Annotated in this window: 19 protein-coding genes; 11 read left to right on the top strand and 8 right to left on the bottom strand. The window is 63.8% G+C overall.

The features are described from left to right. Positions 1-239, bottom strand: a 239-nt coding sequence (locus tag BLR92_RS19390; protein WP_139171629.1) for a helix-turn-helix domain-containing protein, incomplete at its 3' end; no start/stop codon positions are given. A gap of 269 nt (positions 240-508) precedes the next feature. Between BLR92_RS19390 and BLR92_RS19385 the strand changes: the two genes are divergently transcribed. Both BLR92_RS19385 and BLR92_RS19380 read left to right on the top strand, forming a co-directional pair. Beyond that, positions 509-1771 (top strand): maltoporin, encoded by a 1263-nt coding sequence (locus BLR92_RS19385; RefSeq protein ID WP_089730932.1) that lies wholly within the window; start codon positions 509-511, stop codon positions 1769-1771. Positions 1772-1991: 220 nt separating this feature from the next. Next, positions 1992-2906, top strand: coding sequence for a MalM family protein (locus tag BLR92_RS19380; RefSeq protein ID WP_175488861.1), 915 nt, complete (start codon positions 1992-1994; stop codon positions 2904-2906). 46 nt (positions 2907-2952) lie between these two features. Here the strand turns inward: BLR92_RS19380 and BLR92_RS19375 are convergent, their stop codons facing one another. Together BLR92_RS19375 and BLR92_RS19370 are read right to left on the bottom strand one after the other, a co-directional pair. Beyond that, positions 2953-3303: a RidA family protein gene (locus tag BLR92_RS19375; RefSeq protein WP_089730930.1), complete on the bottom strand. Its 351-nt coding sequence runs from the start codon at positions 3301-3303 to the stop codon at positions 2953-2955. A 90-nt stretch (positions 3304-3393) separates the two neighbouring features. Beyond that, positions 3394-4281 (bottom strand): LysR family transcriptional regulator, encoded by an 888-nt coding sequence (locus BLR92_RS19370; protein ID WP_175488860.1) that lies wholly within the window; start codon positions 4279-4281, stop codon positions 3394-3396. Positions 4282-4408: 127 nt separating this feature from the next. On the opposite strand from BLR92_RS19370, the gene BLR92_RS19365 reads away from it, so the two are divergent. The 4 genes from BLR92_RS19365 to BLR92_RS19350 are packed head-to-tail and all read left to right on the top strand — an operon-like array spanning position 4409 to position 8071. After that, positions 4409-5524, top strand: coding sequence for an NAD(P)/FAD-dependent oxidoreductase (locus BLR92_RS19365; protein ID WP_089730928.1), 1116 nt, complete (start codon positions 4409-4411; stop codon positions 5522-5524). After that, entirely contained in the window at positions 5508-5843 is a 336-nt protein-coding gene (locus BLR92_RS19360; protein WP_089730927.1) for a (2Fe-2S)-binding protein, read from the top strand. Before BLR92_RS19365 ends, BLR92_RS19360 begins: the two co-directional genes overlap by 17 nt. Further along, positions 5836-7278: an FAD/NAD(P)-dependent oxidoreductase gene (locus BLR92_RS19355; RefSeq protein WP_089730926.1), complete on the top strand. Its 1443-nt coding sequence runs from the start codon at positions 5836-5838 to the stop codon at positions 7276-7278. The genes BLR92_RS19360 and BLR92_RS19355 overlap by 8 nt, the downstream gene beginning before the upstream one ends. 43 nt (positions 7279-7321) lie before the next feature. Then, the gene (locus tag BLR92_RS19350) at positions 7322-8071 is read left to right on the top strand and encodes a transporter substrate-binding domain-containing protein (protein WP_089730925.1); all 750 of its coding nucleotides are present in this window, start codon (positions 7322-7324) and stop codon (positions 8069-8071) included. A 23-nt stretch (positions 8072-8094) separates the two neighbouring features. Here BLR92_RS19350 and ugpC read toward each other — a convergent pair whose 3' ends face one another. From ugpC to malT, 3 genes are all read right to left on the bottom strand, one after another. Beyond that, complete coding sequence (gene ugpC, locus BLR92_RS19345) at positions 8095-9210, bottom strand: sn-glycerol-3-phosphate ABC transporter ATP-binding protein UgpC (RefSeq protein ID WP_089730924.1); 1116 nt, start codon at positions 9208-9210, stop codon at positions 8095-8097. After that, on the bottom strand, positions 9198-10871 hold the full coding sequence (locus BLR92_RS19340; protein WP_089730923.1) for an alpha-amylase family glycosyl hydrolase: 1674 nt from the start codon (positions 10869-10871) through the stop codon (positions 9198-9200). The genes ugpC and BLR92_RS19340 overlap by 13 nt, the downstream gene beginning before the upstream one ends. 165 nt (positions 10872-11036) lie before the next feature. Then, positions 11037-13775 (bottom strand): HTH-type transcriptional regulator MalT, encoded by a 2739-nt coding sequence (malT, locus tag BLR92_RS19335; RefSeq protein ID WP_089730922.1) that lies wholly within the window; start codon positions 13773-13775, stop codon positions 11037-11039. A 237-nt stretch (positions 13776-14012) separates the two neighbouring features. Between malT and BLR92_RS19330 the strand changes: the two genes are divergently transcribed. The 3 genes from BLR92_RS19330 to BLR92_RS19320 all read left to right on the top strand — a co-directional run bounded on the left by BLR92_RS19330 (position 14013) and on the right by BLR92_RS19320 (position 15722). Beyond that, on the top strand, positions 14013-14369 hold the full coding sequence (locus tag BLR92_RS19330) for a DUF427 domain-containing protein (protein WP_089730921.1): 357 nt from the start codon (positions 14013-14015) through the stop codon (positions 14367-14369). A gap of 164 nt (positions 14370-14533) precedes the next feature. Beyond that, complete coding sequence (locus BLR92_RS19325) at positions 14534-15247, top strand: DUF3581 family protein (protein WP_089730920.1); 714 nt, start codon at positions 14534-14536, stop codon at positions 15245-15247. Positions 15248-15266: 19 nt separating this feature from the next. After that, positions 15267-15722, top strand: a complete 456-nt coding sequence (locus BLR92_RS19320; RefSeq protein WP_089730919.1) for a CopD family protein — start codon at positions 15267-15269, stop codon at positions 15720-15722. A gap of 79 nt (positions 15723-15801) precedes the next feature. Here BLR92_RS19320 and BLR92_RS19315 read toward each other — a convergent pair whose 3' ends face one another. Continuing rightward, positions 15802-16002, bottom strand: a complete 201-nt coding sequence (locus tag BLR92_RS19315; protein WP_245704282.1) for a helix-turn-helix domain-containing protein — start codon at positions 16000-16002, stop codon at positions 15802-15804. Between BLR92_RS19315 and BLR92_RS19310 the strand changes: the two genes are divergently transcribed. Beyond that, entirely contained in the window at positions 16001-17086 is a 1086-nt protein-coding gene (locus BLR92_RS19310) for a class I SAM-dependent methyltransferase (RefSeq protein ID WP_089730918.1), read from the top strand. The genes BLR92_RS19315 and BLR92_RS19310 overlap by 2 nt on opposite strands. Before the next feature lie 55 nt (positions 17087-17141). Here BLR92_RS19310 and BLR92_RS19305 read toward each other — a convergent pair whose 3' ends face one another. Then, positions 17142-17603: a YybH family protein gene (locus BLR92_RS19305; protein WP_089730917.1), complete on the bottom strand. Its 462-nt coding sequence runs from the start codon at positions 17601-17603 to the stop codon at positions 17142-17144. A 175-nt stretch (positions 17604-17778) separates the two neighbouring features. Here BLR92_RS19305 and BLR92_RS19300 point away from each other — a divergent pair, with 175 nt between their 5' ends. After that, positions 17779-18216: a GFA family protein gene (locus BLR92_RS19300; RefSeq protein ID WP_089730916.1), complete on the top strand. Its 438-nt coding sequence runs from the start codon at positions 17779-17781 to the stop codon at positions 18214-18216. Positions 18217-18268: the final 52 nt, after the last annotated feature.

Below are 18268 nucleotides of genomic sequence, written 5' to 3'. Positions count from 1 at the left end.
CGATGTGACAAGCCATCTCGCCACATCCTCTCAAGTACTGCCAGCTTGAAAGCCGCACTGCGGTGTGTGTATTTCTTGCGCAGCCCCGTCACGCCATGCTGCCGGTAGTTGTCCAACCATTGCCGTACGGTGGACGCATCCAGGCAGTGCTGACGTGCCACTTCCCTTAAGCTGGTCTCCTCACGTAAACACTGCTGCACCACCCGCAGCTTGAACCACTCGTCGTACCGATTGCTCATAGAAACACCCCGAAGGTTGGATTGGGTGTCCAACTTTCGGGGTGCAGTTCATTGGCGGGGGCTTTTTTGGCTCGCTGGGTGCCGGCGATCATTGCAAGGCTACGCCCCACCGTGGCGAGTCCTACGCCCCCGCGCCCCGCCCCGATCCCACCGGTCGAGGATGGCCCCGCTCGATTGCTACTGCGAGAGAGTGTCGGTGGGGCGCCAAATGGCGCCGATTACGCAAACGCTGGGTCTCTCGGGAACGGCACAATAACAAGAGGATCGACATGCGACTTTCACGTCATACCCCACTCACTCTTTCCACCGTGGTCGCGGCCATGGCACTAGGCGTGTCGGGGACCGCCCAGGCCGTCGATGCCAACTTCCACGGCTATGCGCGCTCGGGAGTAGGCGCCACCGCCGGGGGCGGCGATCAGGCCTGCTTCCAGGCACGCGGCGCCAGCGCCAAGTATCGCCTGGGCAACGAATGCGATACCTACGCCGAGCTGGGGCTGGGCGCCACGCTGTACGAAAAGGACGGCAAGACGTTCTATTTCGATAGCCTGGTCGCTTACAGCGCCAACCAGGCCAATGACTGGGAGAGTGTCAACGCCGATGACACCCAACTCGCGCTACGCCAGGTCAACGTGCAGGCCACCGGCGTGATCGAAGCGCTGCCCAACGCGACGATCTGGGCGGGCAAGCGCTTCTACCAGCGCCACGACATCCACATGAACGACTTCTACTACTGGGACGTTTCTGGCCCCGGCGGCGGTATCGAAAACATCGATTTGGGCTTCGGCAAATTGAGCGTGGCCTGGTTGCGCAATACCAGCACCGATAACGATTTCCCCGATGACGATCAGAATCTCGCCAACGATACCTTGGACATTCGCCTGGCGGATATCGCGACCAACCCCGGCGGCAAGCTGGAGATCGGTTATGACTACGGCTCCGCGACCCTCACCGAAGCCCAGGAAGACGCCGACATCGACCCCACCAAGGGCCACCTGATTACCCTGGAACACACCCAGGGCAACTGGTTCGGCGGCTTCAACAAGTTCGTCGTGCAGTACGGTACCGATGGAATCATCGGTAGCGCCGGCAAGACCAATACCGCCTCGACCGTGCCCGAAGGCAGCATGCTGCGGGTCATCGACCACGGCCTGGTCAACCTCTCGCCCAACGTCGACATGCTCTACGCCGCCATCTACGAGGATCGCGATCTTGACAATGGCCAGGGCCAGACCTGGATGTCCACCGGTGTCCGGCCGACCTATTACTGGTCCGACACCATGAGCACCGCCTTCGAACTGGGTTACGATCGTGTCGAACCACAGGAATCGTCGCAGGATACCGCTTATCTGACCAAGTTCACGGTGGCTCAGCAATGGTCGGCCGGGCGTGGCGCCTACGCGCGCCCGGTGATCCGTGCCTTCGTCACTTACGCCAATTGGAACGGCGAAGTCTACAACGCGGCCAGCGAGTCCATCGAGGACTTGGAGGGCGATGGCATGACCTATGGCCTGCAGATGGAAGCCTGGTTTTAAGGAACCACTGCTTAAATGACTGCACGGACGAATCGTTGTGTCACGCGGTGCTCGAAGAATCGCCTAACGACATGTTATGTCAATTCTTCTGTGCTCCGGGCTCCTTGCGCTTCACTTCGTTCGCCAATTTATTCAGCGGTTTCGTAAGCGACCATTGGCTAACTGTTCGATCGTTTTTGCCGGTGCCCGCGTGGCGCCGGCGTTTTCATTGGAGGGACTTATGCAAGCACGTCATATCGTCGCGGCGATGCTGAGCGCTGCGTTGCTCGCCGGCTGCGCGTTGCCATCCGGCCAGGGCTCGTACGCCTTGCCACCCAGCGACGCCTGGTTGAACCAGGCCGAGGATTGCTGTAACTCGTTGGCCGCGCTGCCGACGACGGCATTGGCGCCGCGTCAGGATCTGCTGCTGGCTTTCGGGTCGGGGACTCCGGTACACGTCTTCGCTACCGGCAAGAGCCCATTTCATGCCCTGACGCTGCCGCGCCAGGCCGGGCCGCTGAAGCTCTCGTGGACCAGCGAAGTGCAACGCGCCGCCGATGGCACGCTGATGCTATTCGCGCCCAGCGTGTTGCTGCTCGATGCCCAGGGCAACGTGCAGCGTCGCTTTGACTGGCGGGATTTCAGCTACCAACCGGCACGCGGCCTGAACCCGGATCGGCTGACGCTGTCGTTCGGCGTGACGCCGGGCGACATGGCCGATCGCGTGGTGGTGATGACCAGCGCGCAGGCATTGGATACTGGCACCGAGTTGCTGCATCCGGCGCGTGCCCATGCCCGGGCGCGCAACCTGGTCGAGCCCGACGTGCAGAACCCCGTCGCCGCGCATCGCGCCAGTGGTCGGATGGCGCTGGAGGTGCGCCCGCTGGGTGAAGTCGACGGCCTGCTGGCGCCACTGATTGGCTCAGCCAGTGTACCGCTGGTCGCGCCGCGCGAGGCGACACCAACGACGGCGCTGCCGGTTGCGGCACCGATGCCTGTCGAAGACCCATTGGGCGATCTAGACTACCGTCGGCTGATGCGCGCCGCCCTGAAGGCGCAGGACATCGCCCTGGCGATGCAGCTTGCCGAACGCGCCGAGCGCGCCGGTGACAAGGGTGCCAGGGAGTGGCTGGCCGAGCGGTTGCGAGTGGAGTGACGTCGTCAGCATGCCAGCGGGGGGTGCGCCGCTGGCATGCTATCGCTTATTGGGGTTTCACGGCCGTGGCTGTCACTTCCAGCAGCGTTCCCTCGCCGAGATCGGCGACGCCGACGGTGGCGCGCGCCGGCAGGTGCTCAGGGTCGAACCAGCGGGTCCAGACACTGTCCATCGCTTGCTTTAGGCCCAGGTCGGCGACGAAGACCGTGGCGGAAACGATCAGCGATCTCTCGGTTCCCGCTTCGTTGAGATAGGCCGCGAGCTTATCGAGTACCTGGCGGGTCTGGCCGGCCATGTCCAGCGCCATATCGTCGGCGACGATGCCGCCGAAAAACACGAAGCCATGGGCCTCGACGGCGCGGTGCATGATGGGAGTACGTAAGTAGCGCTGGGGCATGGCGATGGGTCTCCGCAAGAAAGAACCGCACGCTATCAGCCCTGCCTGGGGATGGATAATACCAATAGTGGGCATGCCCATAGGGGTTTGTTATGGATTGGAGCTGGCTTGGGCCCCGAGCCTGGCATGATGCTGGCGGAACAGGGCGATGAACTCCTGAGCCAGTCGTGAACCGGGTTGGTCGCGTGGCGTCAGTAGGGCAAAGTCTTCGCCGAGAGAGGGAAAGAATGGTCGCAATGCCAGCGAGTCGGTACCGAAGGCGCTGGCGCTGATCGGGTCGAGAATGGCCAGCCCCAGGCCATGGCCGACCAGCCTCGTCGCTTGCAGGGCCAGGGAGACCTCCAGGCGCTGGCGCGGGCGGATGTCGGCTCGTTCCAGCAGGCGATCCAGCGCCATGCGCAGCGGGTCGTGGGTTTCGAAACAGATCAGCGTTTCACCGCCGAGATCCGCCAGCGAGATCTCCGCTTTTTTGGCGAGCGGATGGTGCGTGGGCAGCACGCAGAGGCTATCGAGCCGAAAGAACGCCTGGTCCACGCGGTCGTCGTTCTGGGCGACGATGGCGAAGCCCAGATCGCAGCGCTGGGTGATCACCTCCTCAATCACCTGCTCGGAGCGGTAGGTCGACAGCTCGATATTGGCATCGGGATGATCCGGCACGAAATCGGCCAGCACATCGGGTACGAATGTCATGCCCAGCAGCGGCATGGCACTGATGCGCAGCCCGCCGACCTCGCGTTCGCGAATACGCCGTGCCGTTTCTCTCAGATGCTCGACGCCGGTCCATACCCGCACCACCTCGCGATAGAAAAGGCGTGCCTCGGGCGTCGGCACCAGGCGGCCCTTGATGCGTTCGAAAAGGGTGAAGCCAATATCATGTTCGAGCTGCTTGAGCAGGCGCGTGACGCCGGGTTGCGCGGTCAGCATGCGCTGCGCGGCGCCGGATACCGTACCGCACTCCATGACGTGTTTGAACGCCACGACCTGACGATCGCGAAGATGAACTGTAGGCATAACGTAGCGATATAGAGTGGCCAGTCATTGGTATTGGATACTATAGCCTAAGCCTCGCTATCGTCGAATGGTTATTCGATAAGAGCGAGCGGGCATGCAGCGGGATTTTCTGATCGTCGGCGGTGGTGTGGTAGGCATGGCGGTGGCCTATGGACTGGCGCGCGCCGGCCAACGCGTCAGCGTGCTCGATGAGAGCGACGACGCGCTTCGCGCTTCGCGCGGCAATGCCGGCTTGACCTGGATGCAGGGCAAGGGCGCGGGTATGCCGCGCTATGGCGAGTTGAGTCTGGATTCCTGTCTCGCCTGGCCCGACTTCGCCGCGGAGCTGGCCGCGCGTACCGGCGTGGATATCCAGCACGAATGCCATGGCGGGGTGGACCTGTGCTTCGATGCCGATGAAGCCGAGGTGCGGTGCAACGAATACACCGCGCTCCAGGGTGCCTCGCCACGCCTGGCAAGCGATTTCCGCTGGCAATATCTCGAACGTGAAGCACTCCTGACGCATCTGCCGGGATTGGGTGAAAGCGTGCATGGCGGCACCTGGTCGCCCCACGATGGTCACTGCAATCCGCTGTACTTGCTACGGGCGCTGTATGCCGCCTGCCAGATGCTGGGTGTCGAGATTCGCCCCGCCACCCCGGTCAACGAGGTTCGGGCGTTAGGCGCTGGTTTCAGCGCACGGACGGCCATGGGGAGTGTCGCGGCGGAGCGGATCGTCATCGCCGCCGGGCTCGGCGCACGCACGCTGGCCCCGGTGCTCGGATTGTCCGGCGCGGTGCGCCCGGTACGCGGCCAGATGTTGATCACCGAGCGTCGGCCCATCGTGCCCCAATTACCCACCCCGCAGATCCGCCAGACGGCGAGTGGCGGCTACCTGATCGGTGATAGCCATGAGGATGCAGGTCTCGACAAGGGCGTGACGCTGGAAATGCTCCAGGTGCTGGCCGAGAAAGCCGTGCGCATCTATCCCGCCCTGAGGGATGCCCGCCTGGTACGAGCCTGGGGCGCGCTGCGCGTGATGACGCCGGATGGCTACCCGCTTTACGAGGAGTCCACGCTGCATCCCGGCGCCTACAACCTCAACTGCCATAGTGGTATTACGCTGGCGGCGTTGCATGCCGGCGCCTTGTCGCAATCGCTTCTCGACGATCGCCTCGGTCGGGATTACCCCCAATTTTCTGGAGCGCGCTTCGATGTTCAAGCGTATTGACGATGGTTTTTCACGGCACCCGAAGCTGTGCGAAATATCTTCACAGCGCCCACTGACGCGCGATGTTGGCATCTGGCTCGATGGTGAACGACACCATGTGCCCGAGACGCTATCGGTAGCCGGCGCCGTGCTGCTGGTGAAGGGTTGGCAAGGCTATCGTCGCCATGCCGACGGCAGCGACAGGGCGCCGCTGTGCATGATGGGCGCTTGCCACGATTGCCTGATTACCATCGACGGCCAGGGCAATCGGCAGGGCTGCCTGGAGCGCGTCGTCGAGGGAATGCATATCGAGCGCCAGAAGGGGCATCGCCATGATTGAATCACGCCGCATCGATACGGCCATCATCGGCGCCGGCCCGGCGGGCATGGCCGCCGGCGTGTGCCTGGCTGATGCAGGGCATCGCCCGGTGGTGTTCGACACGGCCGCCTCGCCGGGGGGGCAGATCTACCGCCAGCTCAGCGAGCCGCAGGTCGGCCGCGAGATCATGGGTGACGACTACTCGCGTGGCCGGCATTTGCTCGATGCCTTCGCACGTGCCGATATCGATTATCGCCCGAGCAGCCGCGTGTGGTGGGCCAGCCGCGAGGATTCGGGGTTCTCTCTCGGCGTGCTGAAGGATGGCCAGACGCAGCGCTGGATCGCCGATCGCCTGATCCTGGCCAGCGGCGCCATGGAACGTGGCTGGCCATTTCCCGGTTGGCAACTGCCCGGCGTGATGAATGCCGGCGCGGCGCAGATCCTGCTCAAGCAGGGCGCCCTGTTGCCATCGAGCGCGCCGGTACTCGCCGGCAGCGGCCCCCTGCTGTACCTGCTGGCCTGGCAGTACCTGCGCGCCGGACAGCCGCCCCAGCTGATTCTCGATATCTCGCCTGCCAAGCGCTACGCCAGCGTGCTGAGCAAGCCGGCACAGGCCTGGCACGCACGCCACTATCTTGCCAAGGGCATCCGCATGGTGGCGGCGCTCCGGCGTGCCGGCGTGCCGATCCGGCAGGGCGTCGATGCCCTACAGGCAGGCGGCGACGGTGGTCTCGAGCGCGTGAAATTCCGCTGGCGCGGTGAATGGCATACCCAGCCAGCCGAGTTGTTGTTGACCCATTTCGGCGTCGTGCCCGAGCCTCAGTTGGCCCGCAGTCTCGGGCTCGATCATCGCTGGCATGACGGGCAGCAGTGCTTCCTCCCCCAGCGAGCCACCACCCTGGCGGTGGAGACCAACCTATGGATCGCCGGAGACGGCGGCGGCATCGGCGGCGCGCTCAATGCCGAACGGGAAGGGCACCTGGCGGCGCTGGCGCTGATCGAACGCTCGATCGGCGATGGCGGTGCGGACAAGCGCGCATTGCTACAGGCTCGCCGGCGCGATCTCGCCGCGCGACCCTTGTTGGAGCAGCTGTTTCAACTACCCGCCGACTGGCTGGTACGCCAGCCCGGCGACACCCTGGTGTGTCGCTGCGAAAGCATCACGCGAGCAGCGCTGGACCGGGCGGTCGAGCAGGGTGGTGCCGGGCCCAATCAGCTCAAGGCATTCACGCGCTGCGGCATGGGGCCCTGCCAGGGCCGCCAGTGCGGCGAGAGCGTCACCCGGTTGCTGGCGGCGCGCTTGAACGAAACTTGCGATGCCATCGGCTATTACCATGTTCGCCCACCGGTCCACGCCGTCACGCTGGGTGAATTGGCGGGTCCGAAAGGGCCGCATGCACTGCAAGACGCAGTATCCGACGACATAACGACCCACGAGGCAACCTACCAGCAGTAACGACGTTCCACTCATATTCACAACAACAAATGAGGAAATGACAATGCGAGTATCCCTGTTCTTTAGCACGCTGATCGCGACAACGTTATTCGCTCAAGTAGTTCTGGCGGAAGAGGAGCCACTGCGTATCGGCGTGGATATCCCCTATGCGCCTTACCAATACAGGTTGCCTGACGGCACCATCACCGGTTTCGAGGTGGAACTGGTCGAGGCAGCCTGCGAGCGTATGCAGCGCGAGTGCGAATGGGTCGTGCAGTCGTGGAGCGGGATCATCCCCGGCCTGTTGGCGCGCAAGTATGACTTGATTGCCTCGGCGATGAACATTACCGACGAGCGTGCCGAGCAGGTGCTGTTCTCCGAGCCCTATTACCAGGTGCCCTCGGTCTGGGTGGGGCAACGCGATAGCGAATGGAAACCCGATGACGAGCTGGCGGGCGCGGCCATTGGCGTTCAGCAGGGCACTATTCAGGATGAATACGTGACGCAGTTCTATCCCGACGCGACGATTCGTCGTTACGGCGATTCCGGCGCGGTCGTCAACGACATGCATGCGGGACGACTCGACCTGGTCTTTACCGCGTTTCCGCTCGCCCAGGATACGTTGCTGGGCGACGATCGTTTCCAGCGTGTCGGCGAGTTGGTCACTGGCCCCGAATCGATCTACGGGCCAGGAATCGGCGCCGCGTTTCGCCGGCGTGACGCCGAGCTCGTCGCCTCTTTCAATGCCGCGATGGCAGAGCTCAAGCAGGACGGCACCTTCGCCGCACTGCATGAGAAATACCTCGGCGAATAAGGTCGTGCGGCGAAGGCGAGGCGCTAGCGCCCCGCCACGCCAATTTCCACCTGTCGCCGGCAGGCGCTGCCATCCTCGCGGAACAGGTGGCAATGTTCGCCATGCAGGCCGAGCGATACCGCCTGGCCCTCATGCAGCGGCGAGAGGCCATCGAGGCGTTGAGTGAGGATGGCGTCGAGGCTATTGACCGTCAGATGCGCCAGGGTTTCATAGCCGAGATGTTCGACCACGCTGACGGTGGCGGCAAGGTTGGCGTCGGCTTGCGCGGCGTCGACGAAATCCTCGGCGCGCACGCCGAGCGTGGCGGGCTTACCCTCGATTAGTCCCTCGCCGCTGACCGCCACCGGCAGCACGCTCCCACCCGGCAGGCGCACGCTGACGCGTTCGTCGGCGATCTCGACGACCTCGACGGGTAGGGTGTTGATGCGCGGCGAGCCGATAAAGGCGGCGACCTCGAGGCTCTCCGGATAGTGATACAGCGCCAGTGGCGCGCCGACCTGGGCGATGCGCCCGCCACTGAGCAGCACGATGCGATCGGCCAGGGTCATCGCTTCGATCTGATCGTGGGTGACGTAGATCATCGTCGCGCCGAGACGCTTGTGCAGCTCGGCGATCTGCACGCGCATCTCGACGCGCAGCGCGGCATCCAGGTTCGACAGCGGTTCGTCGAACAGGAACACCTGTGGCTCGCGCACCAGGGTGCGGCCGATGGCGACACGCTGACGCTGCCCGCCGGAGAGATCCTTGGGCTTGCGCTCGAGCAGCGGCGTCAGGTGCAGAATCGTCGCGGCATGCTCGACGCGTTGGCGTATCTCGCCCTTGGCGACCTTGGCCAGCTTAAGGCCGAAGCCCATGTTCTCGGCCACCGTCATGTGCGGGTAGAGCGCGTAGGACTGGAATACCATGCCCACGTCGCGCTCCTGAGGCGGTACCTCGTTGATACGCTTGCCATCCAGGCACATCTCGCCGGAGCTGATCTCCTCGAGCCCGGCGATCATGCGCAGCAGGGTCGACTTGCCGCAGCCCGAGGGGCCGACGAAGACGACGAACTCGCCGTCCTCGATGGTCAGATCGATATCGCGGGAGATCTCGACGCCGGCGTAGTCCTTGCCGATGCCTTCGAGGGTCAGACGTCCCATGTTGCCTCCTCCGCACAGCTCGCGATGGCGATGCCATGCGCCGGCAAAGTCAGGCGACCGTGGCGCCACTCGCCAGTGACCGAGGCCGGCGCATCGGCCAGCGCCGCGGCGTCGCCGGGCGCGGCCAGGGTGCGCGGCGCGCTGGAGAAATTCAAGGCGATCAGCAGGCGCTCGCTGGGGCGGCTGGCAGGGTGCTTGCGCTCCAGGCACAGTACGTCGTCGCGCAGTGGATGATAGCGGACCTCGCCCTTGACCAGCGCCGGATGCGCGCGGCGGAAGGCGAGAAAGTCGCGATAGGCGCTAAGCAGCGAGTCCGGGTCGCCGTGCTGGCGATCCACCGCGCGGGCTAGGTGCGATTCGGGCAACGGCAGCCACGGCGCGACCGAGGAAAAGCCACCATTGTGCCCCTTGGCCTGCCAGGGGTGCGGCGTGCGGCAGCCGTCGCGGCCCTTGAAGTTGGGCCAGAAGGCGATGCCGTAGGGGTCGACCAGTTCCTCGAAGCGCAACTCGGCCTCGGTCAGGCCCAGTTCCTCGCCCTGGTACAGGCAGACGCTGCCGCGCTGGGTGAGCAAAAAGGCCATGTACAGGCGCAATTCGACTTCGCTGGTGGCCCGCCAACGGCTGGCCACGCGCACCACGTCGTGGTTGCCGATCGCCCAGCATGGCCAGCCGTCGCCGAGCTTGGCTTCCATGGTGGCCAGGGTGTGATGCAGAAAATCGGCGTCGCCACGCTCGGTGAGCAGATCGAACGAATAACACATGTGCAGGCGCTTGCCGCCACGAGTGTAATCGGCCATCACGTCGAGGGCGTTGTCGTCGCCGACCTCGCCGACACTGGTGGTGCCGGGGTATTCGTCGAGCAGCGCGCGCAGGCGTTCGAGAAACGCCAGGTTCTCGGGCCGGCTCTTGTCGAAACGGTGGCGCTGAAAGCCGTAGGGATTGTCCGGACGCACGCCGATCGAGGCTTCCAGCACCGTCTCGGCCGGCGGGTTATCGCGCAATTGGGCGTCGTGGGTGCAGAAGTTGATCGCATCGAGGCGAAAGCCGTCGACGCCGCGCTCCAGCCAGAAGCGCACCTCGCCGAGAATCGCGTCCTGCACTTCCGGGTGGTGGAAGTTCAGGTCCGGCTGGCTGGCCAGGAAGTTGTGCAGGTAGTACTGGCGGCGGCGGCTGTCCCACTGCCAGGCCGAGCCACCGAACACCGACAACCAATTGTTGGGCGGCATGCCATCGTCGCGCGCCTCGGCCCATACGTACCAGTCAGCCCTGGGGTTGTCGCGGTCGACGCGGCTCTCCTGGAACCAGGCGTGCTGGTCCGAGGTATGCGAGAGCACCTGGTCGATGACGATCTTCAGGCCGCGCGCATGCGCCGCCTCGAGCAGGCGGTCGAAGTCATCGAGGCTGCCGAACAGCGGATCGACGCCACGATAGTCGGCGACGTCGTAGCCGAAGTCCTTCATCGGCGAGGTGAAGAACGGCGACAGCCAGATGGCGTCGACGCCGAGCTCGGCGATGTAGTCGAGCCGGGCGAGCACGCCGGGCAGGTCGCCGACGCCATCGGCGTTGCTGTCCATGAAGCTGCGCGGGTACACCTGGTAGATGACGGCGCCGCGCCACCAGTCCTGGCCGCGGGTACCGGCCGGGGCGAGAGGTCGAGTCATAGCCTGATCCTGTTGTCTTCGTGGGTGTGCGGCGCCGTTCTCAGTGTTCGGAACGCACGCAGTTCAAGGCCATGGTCGCCGTCTTCATCGGCGAACGAATCCTCCTGCGCTCGGGCGCGCGGGCGTAGACGGGGGGAGGAGAGGAAGAGTCGAAAAAGCGGCCTACTACTCCCCCTGGATGCGGCTGAGCAGGTCCCGGGCCAGGGCGATGGCCTCCTCGCGCCGCTTTATGTTCTGTTTTTGATAGAGGCTACGGATGTGGGTCTTGATGGTGGTCGGGGCCACGCTGAGTTGCTCGGCGATCTGCTCGTTGGAGAGCCCGGCGTGGATCAGACCGAGAATCTGCCATTCGCGGCGCGTCAATGGCGAGGTGCGGATCAGTTCGGGGACGTCGGGGCGTGCGACGATATCGGCGATCACGGTGTCGTCGAGAATCAGTCGCACCGCGTTGCCGAAATCGCGTTGGCGGCTGGCCAGCTCAATCAATCGCTCGGCCCGCGAGCGTGACAGGGCGTCCGGCTGACGCTCGGCGAGCAGCGCCTCGAGCAAGTGAATCAACGGCTTGCCCAGGCGCAGGAAACTGCCGATCAATGCGGTGCGGCTTGCCAGTTCGAGCGCCACGCCCAGGTGATCCAGCGCCGCCTCGCGCTGCCCGCATTCCCACTCCAGCGCCGCCAGGCACAGCCGGTTGCGATTGGCGTCGGTGACCAGGCCGAGGCGCTCGGTCTGGCGTTCGAGGGCGTGGAGTATCGAGCGGGCCTCGTCGAAGCGGCCCAACAGCGTCAGCGCGCGGGCATGGTTGCGGGCATTGCACTGGGCGAAGTGGTTGCTCGCCATGGCCGGTTGGGTCGGTGGCGCCTCCTGCAACCAGCGCGCCACGGCGTCGCGGTCGTCGGTGGACTGCCACCAGGCCAGCAGCGTGGCATGCGCGTTGGCCAGCCAATCGATGTGGTAGTCACCGCCGGCGAGGACCTTGCGGATGCGCCGGATATGATCGGCGCACTGCGCCTGGTCGCCACGCGCCTGGGCGACCTTGGCCAGGCTGATATGGCATTGCAGGGTCCAGCGCTCGCCCTGATTGTCGAGCACGGCGATGCCGCCGAGCGCGGCCTGCTCCGCCTCGTCGAGATGATGCCATTCCCAGAGTAGTTGGCTGCGAATGCGAAACAGGAACTCGACGATCGGCAATTGGCCCAGGCCGCTGTTCTCAACATGCGCGAAGGCGCGCTCCTGCGCATCGAAGGCGGCCTGCAAGCGACCCTGGGCGACCAACGCCTCGGATTGCTGGCATAGTGCCCAGAGCATCAGTTGCGGGTCCTCGATGCGCGTGGCCTCGCGCTCTACCTCGCGCATGCGCTGTAGCGCCTCGTCGAGATGGCCGAGCACGAAGCGCGACTCGCCGAGAATCGAGGCCGCGCTGACCGGCGTGGCGGCCAGGTAGCGAAAGGGCAGGGTCAGAGCCTGTTCGGCCAGCGGCGCGGCACGCTCGGCGTCGCCCTGATTGATCGCCAGTTGCGCGCGCAGGGTGATGAACTCGGCATTCAGCACATTCCAGTCGCTCGCGCCCCCCTGGGCTTCGGCCCAGCTCAACGCCCGCGCGACCCGGTCGAATTGGTATTGCGCGTGCGCCACCCAGCCATAGATCAACGCCAGGCGTGGCGCGTCGGCCAGGCGTGGCTCACCGAGGCTTTCGAGCGCTTGGGCGAGCCGCGCGAAATAGCCATTGGCCAGCAGGTGCGCGCCCTGGGTTTCGAGCAGCGTGGCCAGTGCCTCGGGGTCATCGGCATCGATCGCCTGAACCAGCGCCAGCGAGACTTCGCCGAGCGCCAGCCAGGCCTGACTGGCGCGGCGATGCAGGGCGCGCTGGGCGGCGGGGTCGAGCTCATGACGACGATGCCGCAAGTAGCGATCGAATAGGCCATGAAAACGGCACCATTGGTCATGCGGATCGAGGCGGTGAATGAACAGTCCGGCGTTTTCCAGCGCTTCGAGACGCTGCGAGGCGGCGCTGCCATCGAGCAGGCGGGCGACCAGTTCCGGCGAGAAGCGCGACAGTACGCCCAATTGCAGCAGTAGCTGGCGGTCGTTATCGCCGACCGTCTCGCTCAGCAGGTCGTCGAACCAGGCGACGAAATCGGGGTGCGCACCGCCCAGACGCTCGACCAGCGCATCGAAGCCGGCGCGGGTGGTCGTGCGTTCGACCAGCCAGCCGAGCGCCATCGCCCAGCCCTCGGTGCGGCGCATCGCACGCTCGAGGCTGACCCGGGTGGGCGGAAAGGCGAGTTGTTCGGCGCACAGGGTCTGGGTCTCCTCGAGGTCGAAGGCCAACTCGTCGAGGCCGATTTCCTCCAGTTCGCCACGCAAGCGCAGGGCCGCCAGCCCCAGCGTCGGGCGTACCCGCGACAGCACGGTCAGGGTCAGCCAGCGTGGCTGATGGCGCAGCCAGTGGGTCAGCCCATCGACAATCAGCGGATCATGCAGGTGCTCGAACTCATCGATGACCAGCCGGCAGGGGGGAGCCTGCTCAGGCAGGCAGGCCAGCCAATGCTCGACGGCGCTATCGAAGGCGATCCCGGCATCGAGGGCAGGCAAATCCAGTTGTAGATGCTCGGCACACAACCGCTGCAGCGCCGTGGCGAAGTAGCGCACGAAGCGCTGGGGCCGGTTGTCGCGGGCGTCAAGACGCAGCCAGGCCGCCGGTTGCTCCAACGCCGGCAAGCGCTCAGCGATGAGTGTGGTCTTGCCGTAACCGGGCGGCGCTTGCACCACCAGCAGGCGCACTCGTTCATCGAGCACGAAACGATCGTTCAGGCGCGGGCGCGCGACCACCGCCTGGGGCAGAGGCGGTGGGGCTAGCTTTTCGCCGATCAGCGGGCCGGCTGTGGGATCGAGGCTGGCGTTCATCGGTTACCGTCAGGGTCTGATACGTTTCAGGCGAGTGACAGTATGCCGTCTTGCGGCCCGTGACGGTGCCGGTTACGACCAAGGTGGTAGACGCGACTCGCTCACTGCGCGGCTTCGTCCGCTCGGGACGAGGCGTATCAAGACGACGTACCATACGCGTGAAACATGGCGCCAGAAACGCTAGCTGCTATCGTTCAGGGGTAATCCCTAGCGGCCACGCCCAAGGAGGCAATCGCCATGATTCACGATCCCGCAGGGCGCATCAGCCTGCACCACAACCCCGAACGGGTTCGCGTATGGGCCGATGACACCTTGCTTGCCGATACCCGTGCGGCCATCGAGTTGCGCGAGACGGACTACCCGCATCGTCAGTATATTCCGCGTCAGGATGTCGTCATGGGTCGCTTGTTACCCTCGCCAACGCTGACGCACTGCCCCTTCAAGGGCGATGCAAACTACTTCTCCATCGAGCTGAGCGGGGAGAAGCTGACCGATGCGGTGTGGAGTTACGAGCAACCCTTCGAGGCCGTGGCCGAGATCGCCGGTTATTTGGCGTTCGATACGCGCGTAGTGGAGGAAACCATCGGGGAGTAATACTGTAACGATTTGGTAAGTTTCGGGTAAAATAGTTTTCAGATCGCGCTTGGCTTTGGCCGCCGTAAGATGGTAGAACGCAGCGCTTCGATGTCGCATTATAAAGACAGTGAAATCTATTGGGCGCTGTATCGGGCGTTCTTCTTTAAGGTGCCAGGACACGCATGTTTCTCGACGATTTCCATACCCGGGACACTGGGCGGATGCGTATTTCCGCGAACCAGGCCAGCCGCTTCGCCAAGCGGATGGCCGGTGACTACAATCCCATTCACGACCCCGAAGCCCGGCGCTTCTGCGTGCCGGGGGATCTGCTGTTCGCCCTGGTGTTGGCGCAGCATGGCCTTTCCCAGCGCATGACGTTTCATTTTCGCGGCATGGTCGGCGATGGCATGCCGCTCGGCATCCACGTGCGCGATGATGCGTCGCTCAGCGTGCAGGACGATGCCGGCAAGGAGGTACTGTTCGTCGAGCGCGGTGGCGAAACGACCCGCGACCCCCTGGTGATCGAGGCTTTCACCCGGCGCTATATCGCTTTCTCGGGGCGTAACTTCCCACATTACCTCAAGCCGCTGATGGAAGAGCGGGGCGTGATGTTCAATCCTCAGCGCCCGTTGGTCATCTATGACAGCATGGGCTTCACGCTGGACTCGCTGGATATCGCCGCGCTGGCGGTGGAGTTCGCCGGCTCGTCGTTCGATATCAACGGCAAGCGTGGCGAGGCGCATCTACAATTTCGCATGACGTCGCGGGGCGAGGCGGTCGGCAGCGGCTCCAAGAAACTGGTGGTCAGCGGTCTGCGCGATTACGACGCTGAGGTCATGGATGCCTTCGTCGACGAGTTCATTCGGCGCAAGACCTGCGACGAAACAATCGACTGAGCGCTTGAGAGAGGATCCTATGACACTGGCCATTGCCTTGCATCTGCTCGCCGCGGTGATCTGGGTCGGCGGCATGTTTTTCGCCTACATGGCGCTGCGCCCGGTTGCCGGAAGCCTGCTTGAACCACCGCTGCGACTGGCGCTGTGGGCCCAGGTGTTCAAACGTTTCTTTCCCTGGGTATGGGCCGCCGTCGTGGTATTGCTGGCGAGCGGCTTCTGGATGGTCTTCGCTGGCCTCGGTGGCATGGCCAACGTGGGCGTGCATGTTCACCTGATGCTGGCGCTGGGCATCGTGATGATGCTGCTCTTCGGGCACCTGTACTTCGGCCCGTTTCGTCGCCTCGAGCAGGCCGTGGCGAGTGAAGCCTGGCCAGACGGGGCGGCCAATCTCAACAAGATTCGCCAGCTGGTCGCGGTCAATCTCGGGCTGGGCTTGCTGGTCGTGGTGATCGCTTCGGCGGGGCGTTACTTGTAGCGGCGTATCGCATTCATCGAATGGCCTGGCGCATGGTTCGAAACCGGCGCCGATACTGTCCCGGCGTTAGACCGACACGTCAACCGAACAGTCGGCGGAAGAAACTGGGATCCTCGTAGCCAACAAGCTCGGCGATGACTTCGATCGAATCCTCAGTGGTTTCCAGAATCTGTTTGGCTTCCTCCAGCCGCAGCGTGTGTACGTACTCGATCGGCGTCAGTCCAATCGCTGACTTGAAGCGTCGCTTGAAAGAGCGCTCGGCGATCCCGCTGAGTTGCATGTGTAACACCCCTCTCGCCACGGTCGCCACGAGCGACAGCGATGCCTTCGAGGAGCGGTTGATCAATGCGCTCAACGAAAGCGGTTTGATGCTGCTGATGTCGATCGGCCATCGCACTGGACTTTACGAGAACCTGGCCGGCCAGCCGCCGTTGACCAGCGACGAGATCGCGGAGCGTAGCGGCCTCGACGAGCGCTACGTGCGCGAATGGCTGGGCGGAATGGTCGTCGGCGGTATTATCGAGATCGATCCTACCACTCAGAAGTACTGGCTACCCGATGCTCATGCGGCACTGCTGACCGCTAGCGGCGACGTCAACCTAGCCATTTACTCGCAATTCTTCGGGCTGTTGGGCGCGGTCGAGGACGATATCGTGCATTGTTTTCGCGAAGGCGGTGGTGTCCCTTATTCACGCTACCCGCGCTTTCACGAGATTATGGCCAGCGATAGCGCCCAGACCGTGCTGCCAGCACTGTTCGATGCCATCCTACCGCTGGTTTCGGGGCTGACCGAACGGCTCGAAGCAGGCATTCGGGTACTCGATTGCGCCTGTGGGCGTGGCCGTGCGCTACTGATGATGGCCGAGCGCTTCCCGACCAGCCGCTTTACCGGCTACGATCTTTCGCAGGAAGCCATTGATTGGGCTCAGGCCAGGGCGAGCGAGGTGGGGCTGAGCAATGTCACTTTCGAGATTCGCGATCTGAGCGATTTCGACACCACCGCCGAGCCGGGTGTCTTCGACCTAGTGACCACCTTCGATGGTATTCACGATCAGGCCAGGCCACTCAACCTGGTACGAGGTATACGTCGTAGCCTGGCCGAGAACGGGGTCTACATCGCCCAGGATATCCATGCTTCGAGCCATCATCATCTCGACCGCGACCATCCACTGGGTACGCTGTTATATGCCATCTCGGTGACGCACTGCATGACCGTGTCGCTGGCCCAGGGAGGTGAGGGGCTGGGCACCATGTGGGGACGCGAACGTGCCCTAGATTTGTTCGACAAGGCCGGCTTCAGCGATGTGGCGGTATCCCAACTCGAGCACGATATACAGAACGACTACTTCGTCTGTCGGCCTTGAGGTGTAGGACGATACGCTGGACAGCGTCCAGCGTATCGCTCGTAACTTTCAGCGGCTAGGGCGCGAGGTCGAACAGCGCCTTGCCGCTTTCCATGTCGAATGGCGCCGAGAAGTGTTCATGGGTCACCAGCCACTGGCCGTCGAGCTTGCGGTAACACACGGTGCCGCGCATCCAGCAGGCTTGCTCCTCGCCTTCCTCGTTGGTGCCGCCGCAGTGGCTCAGTGAATGGCTGAAGGCCACATCCTCACCCGCGGTGATGTCCAGCTCGTGAAGCTCGAATTTCATCGCGCCCTGGCAGAAGGTCAGGCATTGCGCCCAATGCTCCCGGTAGGCTTCGATACCCTTGAATTGCAGGGCGATAATGGCATCGAAGGCCACGACGTCCGGTGCGTAGTGGGCCATGATCCCGTCCAGATCCTTGGCCAGGAACGCCTGGGTCCAATTGTCGATCAGTTGGCGAATCTCGGTTTCCGCCTGGGTTTGCTGGGTTTGAGTAGTGGCAGTTGCAGTGCTCATGACTTCCTCCTTTTGAGATAAGCGTCGGTGGTCCGAGTTTCGATGGGCTTGGGGTGCACCCTGTAGTCGTTCGGCGGGGTGCGAAATCGACAACAGCGATTAAACTTTTAAAGGTCCATAAGGACGAACCAACCAACTCGACCGTGATCAAGCCTCGGTCGTACGGAGGTGTGCCATGAACAACTCAGATACCTATCAGGGCAGTTGTTTTTGCACGGCGGTGCAGTTCACGGTGACCGGCGAACCGGATGCCATGGGCTATTGCCATTGCGCCGACTGCCGGCACTGGTCGGCGGGCCCGATCAATGGCTTCACGCTCTGGGCACCCGGAGCCGTTGAGATTACCCAGGGCGCCGACAACATCGGCAGCTACAACAAGACGCCGAAGAGCCTGCGAAAATGGTGCAGGACCTGTGGCGGCCATGTTTTCACCGAGCATCCGAGCTGGAATCTGATCGACGTCTATGCCGCGACGATTCCCGCGTTCCCCTTCAAGCCGAGCGTGCACGTGCACTATCAGGAGTCGGTGCTAGCGATTAACGACGGCTTGCCGAAGCTCAAGGACTTGCCCAAGGAAATGGGTGGATCGGGCGATACGATTCAAGACGGCTAGGGTAAACCTCGAAACAAGTGGCGAGCTTCCACACAAGGTTGGTGGCTTCAGC

Origin of the sequence: Modicisalibacter muralis (assembly GCF_900102945.1) — a bacterium.
GTDB classification, from domain to species: domain Bacteria; phylum Pseudomonadota; class Gammaproteobacteria; order Pseudomonadales; family Halomonadaceae; genus Modicisalibacter; species Modicisalibacter muralis.
Note: the sequence above shows the minus strand (reverse complement) of the source record. Positions and strands in the feature narration are given on the sequence as shown.

What these genes read in the sequence shown, in the direction of transcription:
- BLR92_RS19305 (WP_089730917.1), bottom strand. Translation starts at nt 17,603, where the DNA reads ATGAGCACTGCAACTGCCACTACTCAAACCCAGCAAACCCAGGCGGAA.
- BLR92_RS19375 (WP_089730930.1), bottom strand. Translation starts at nt 3,303, where the DNA reads ATGCCCCAGCGCTACTTACGTACTCCCATCATGCACCGCGCCGTCGAG.
- BLR92_RS19320 (WP_089730919.1), top strand. Translation starts at nt 15,267, where the DNA reads ATGACACTGGCCATTGCCTTGCATCTGCTCGCCGCGGTGATCTGGGTC.
- BLR92_RS19300 (WP_089730916.1), top strand. Translation starts at nt 17,779, where the DNA reads ATGAACAACTCAGATACCTATCAGGGCAGTTGTTTTTGCACGGCGGTG.
- BLR92_RS19360 (WP_089730927.1), top strand. Translation starts at nt 5,508, where the DNA reads ATGTTCAAGCGTATTGACGATGGTTTTTCACGGCACCCGAAGCTGTGC.
- BLR92_RS19380 (WP_175488861.1), top strand. Translation starts at nt 1,992, where the DNA reads ATGCAAGCACGTCATATCGTCGCGGCGATGCTGAGCGCTGCGTTGCTC.
- BLR92_RS19355 (WP_089730926.1), top strand. Translation starts at nt 5,836, where the DNA reads ATGATTGAATCACGCCGCATCGATACGGCCATCATCGGCGCCGGCCCG.
- BLR92_RS19310 (WP_089730918.1), top strand. Translation starts at nt 16,001, where the DNA reads ATGTGTAACACCCCTCTCGCCACGGTCGCCACGAGCGACAGCGATGCC.
- BLR92_RS19385 (WP_089730932.1), top strand. Translation starts at nt 509, where the DNA reads ATGCGACTTTCACGTCATACCCCACTCACTCTTTCCACCGTGGTCGCG.
- BLR92_RS19325 (WP_089730920.1), top strand. Translation starts at nt 14,534, where the DNA reads ATGTTTCTCGACGATTTCCATACCCGGGACACTGGGCGGATGCGTATT.
- BLR92_RS19350 (WP_089730925.1), top strand. Translation starts at nt 7,322, where the DNA reads ATGCGAGTATCCCTGTTCTTTAGCACGCTGATCGCGACAACGTTATTC.
- ugpC (WP_089730924.1), bottom strand. Translation starts at nt 9,210, where the DNA reads ATGGGACGTCTGACCCTCGAAGGCATCGGCAAGGACTACGCCGGCGTC.
- BLR92_RS19315 (WP_245704282.1), bottom strand. Translation starts at nt 16,002, where the DNA reads ATGCAACTCAGCGGGATCGCCGAGCGCTCTTTCAAGCGACGCTTCAAG.
- BLR92_RS19330 (WP_089730921.1), top strand. Translation starts at nt 14,013, where the DNA reads ATGATTCACGATCCCGCAGGGCGCATCAGCCTGCACCACAACCCCGAA.
- BLR92_RS19340 (WP_089730923.1), bottom strand. Translation starts at nt 10,871, where the DNA reads ATGACTCGACCTCTCGCCCCGGCCGGTACCCGCGGCCAGGACTGGTGG.
- BLR92_RS19365 (WP_089730928.1), top strand. Translation starts at nt 4,409, where the DNA reads ATGCAGCGGGATTTTCTGATCGTCGGCGGTGGTGTGGTAGGCATGGCG.
- malT (WP_089730922.1), bottom strand. Translation starts at nt 13,775, where the DNA reads ATGAACGCCAGCCTCGATCCCACAGCCGGCCCGCTGATCGGCGAAAAG.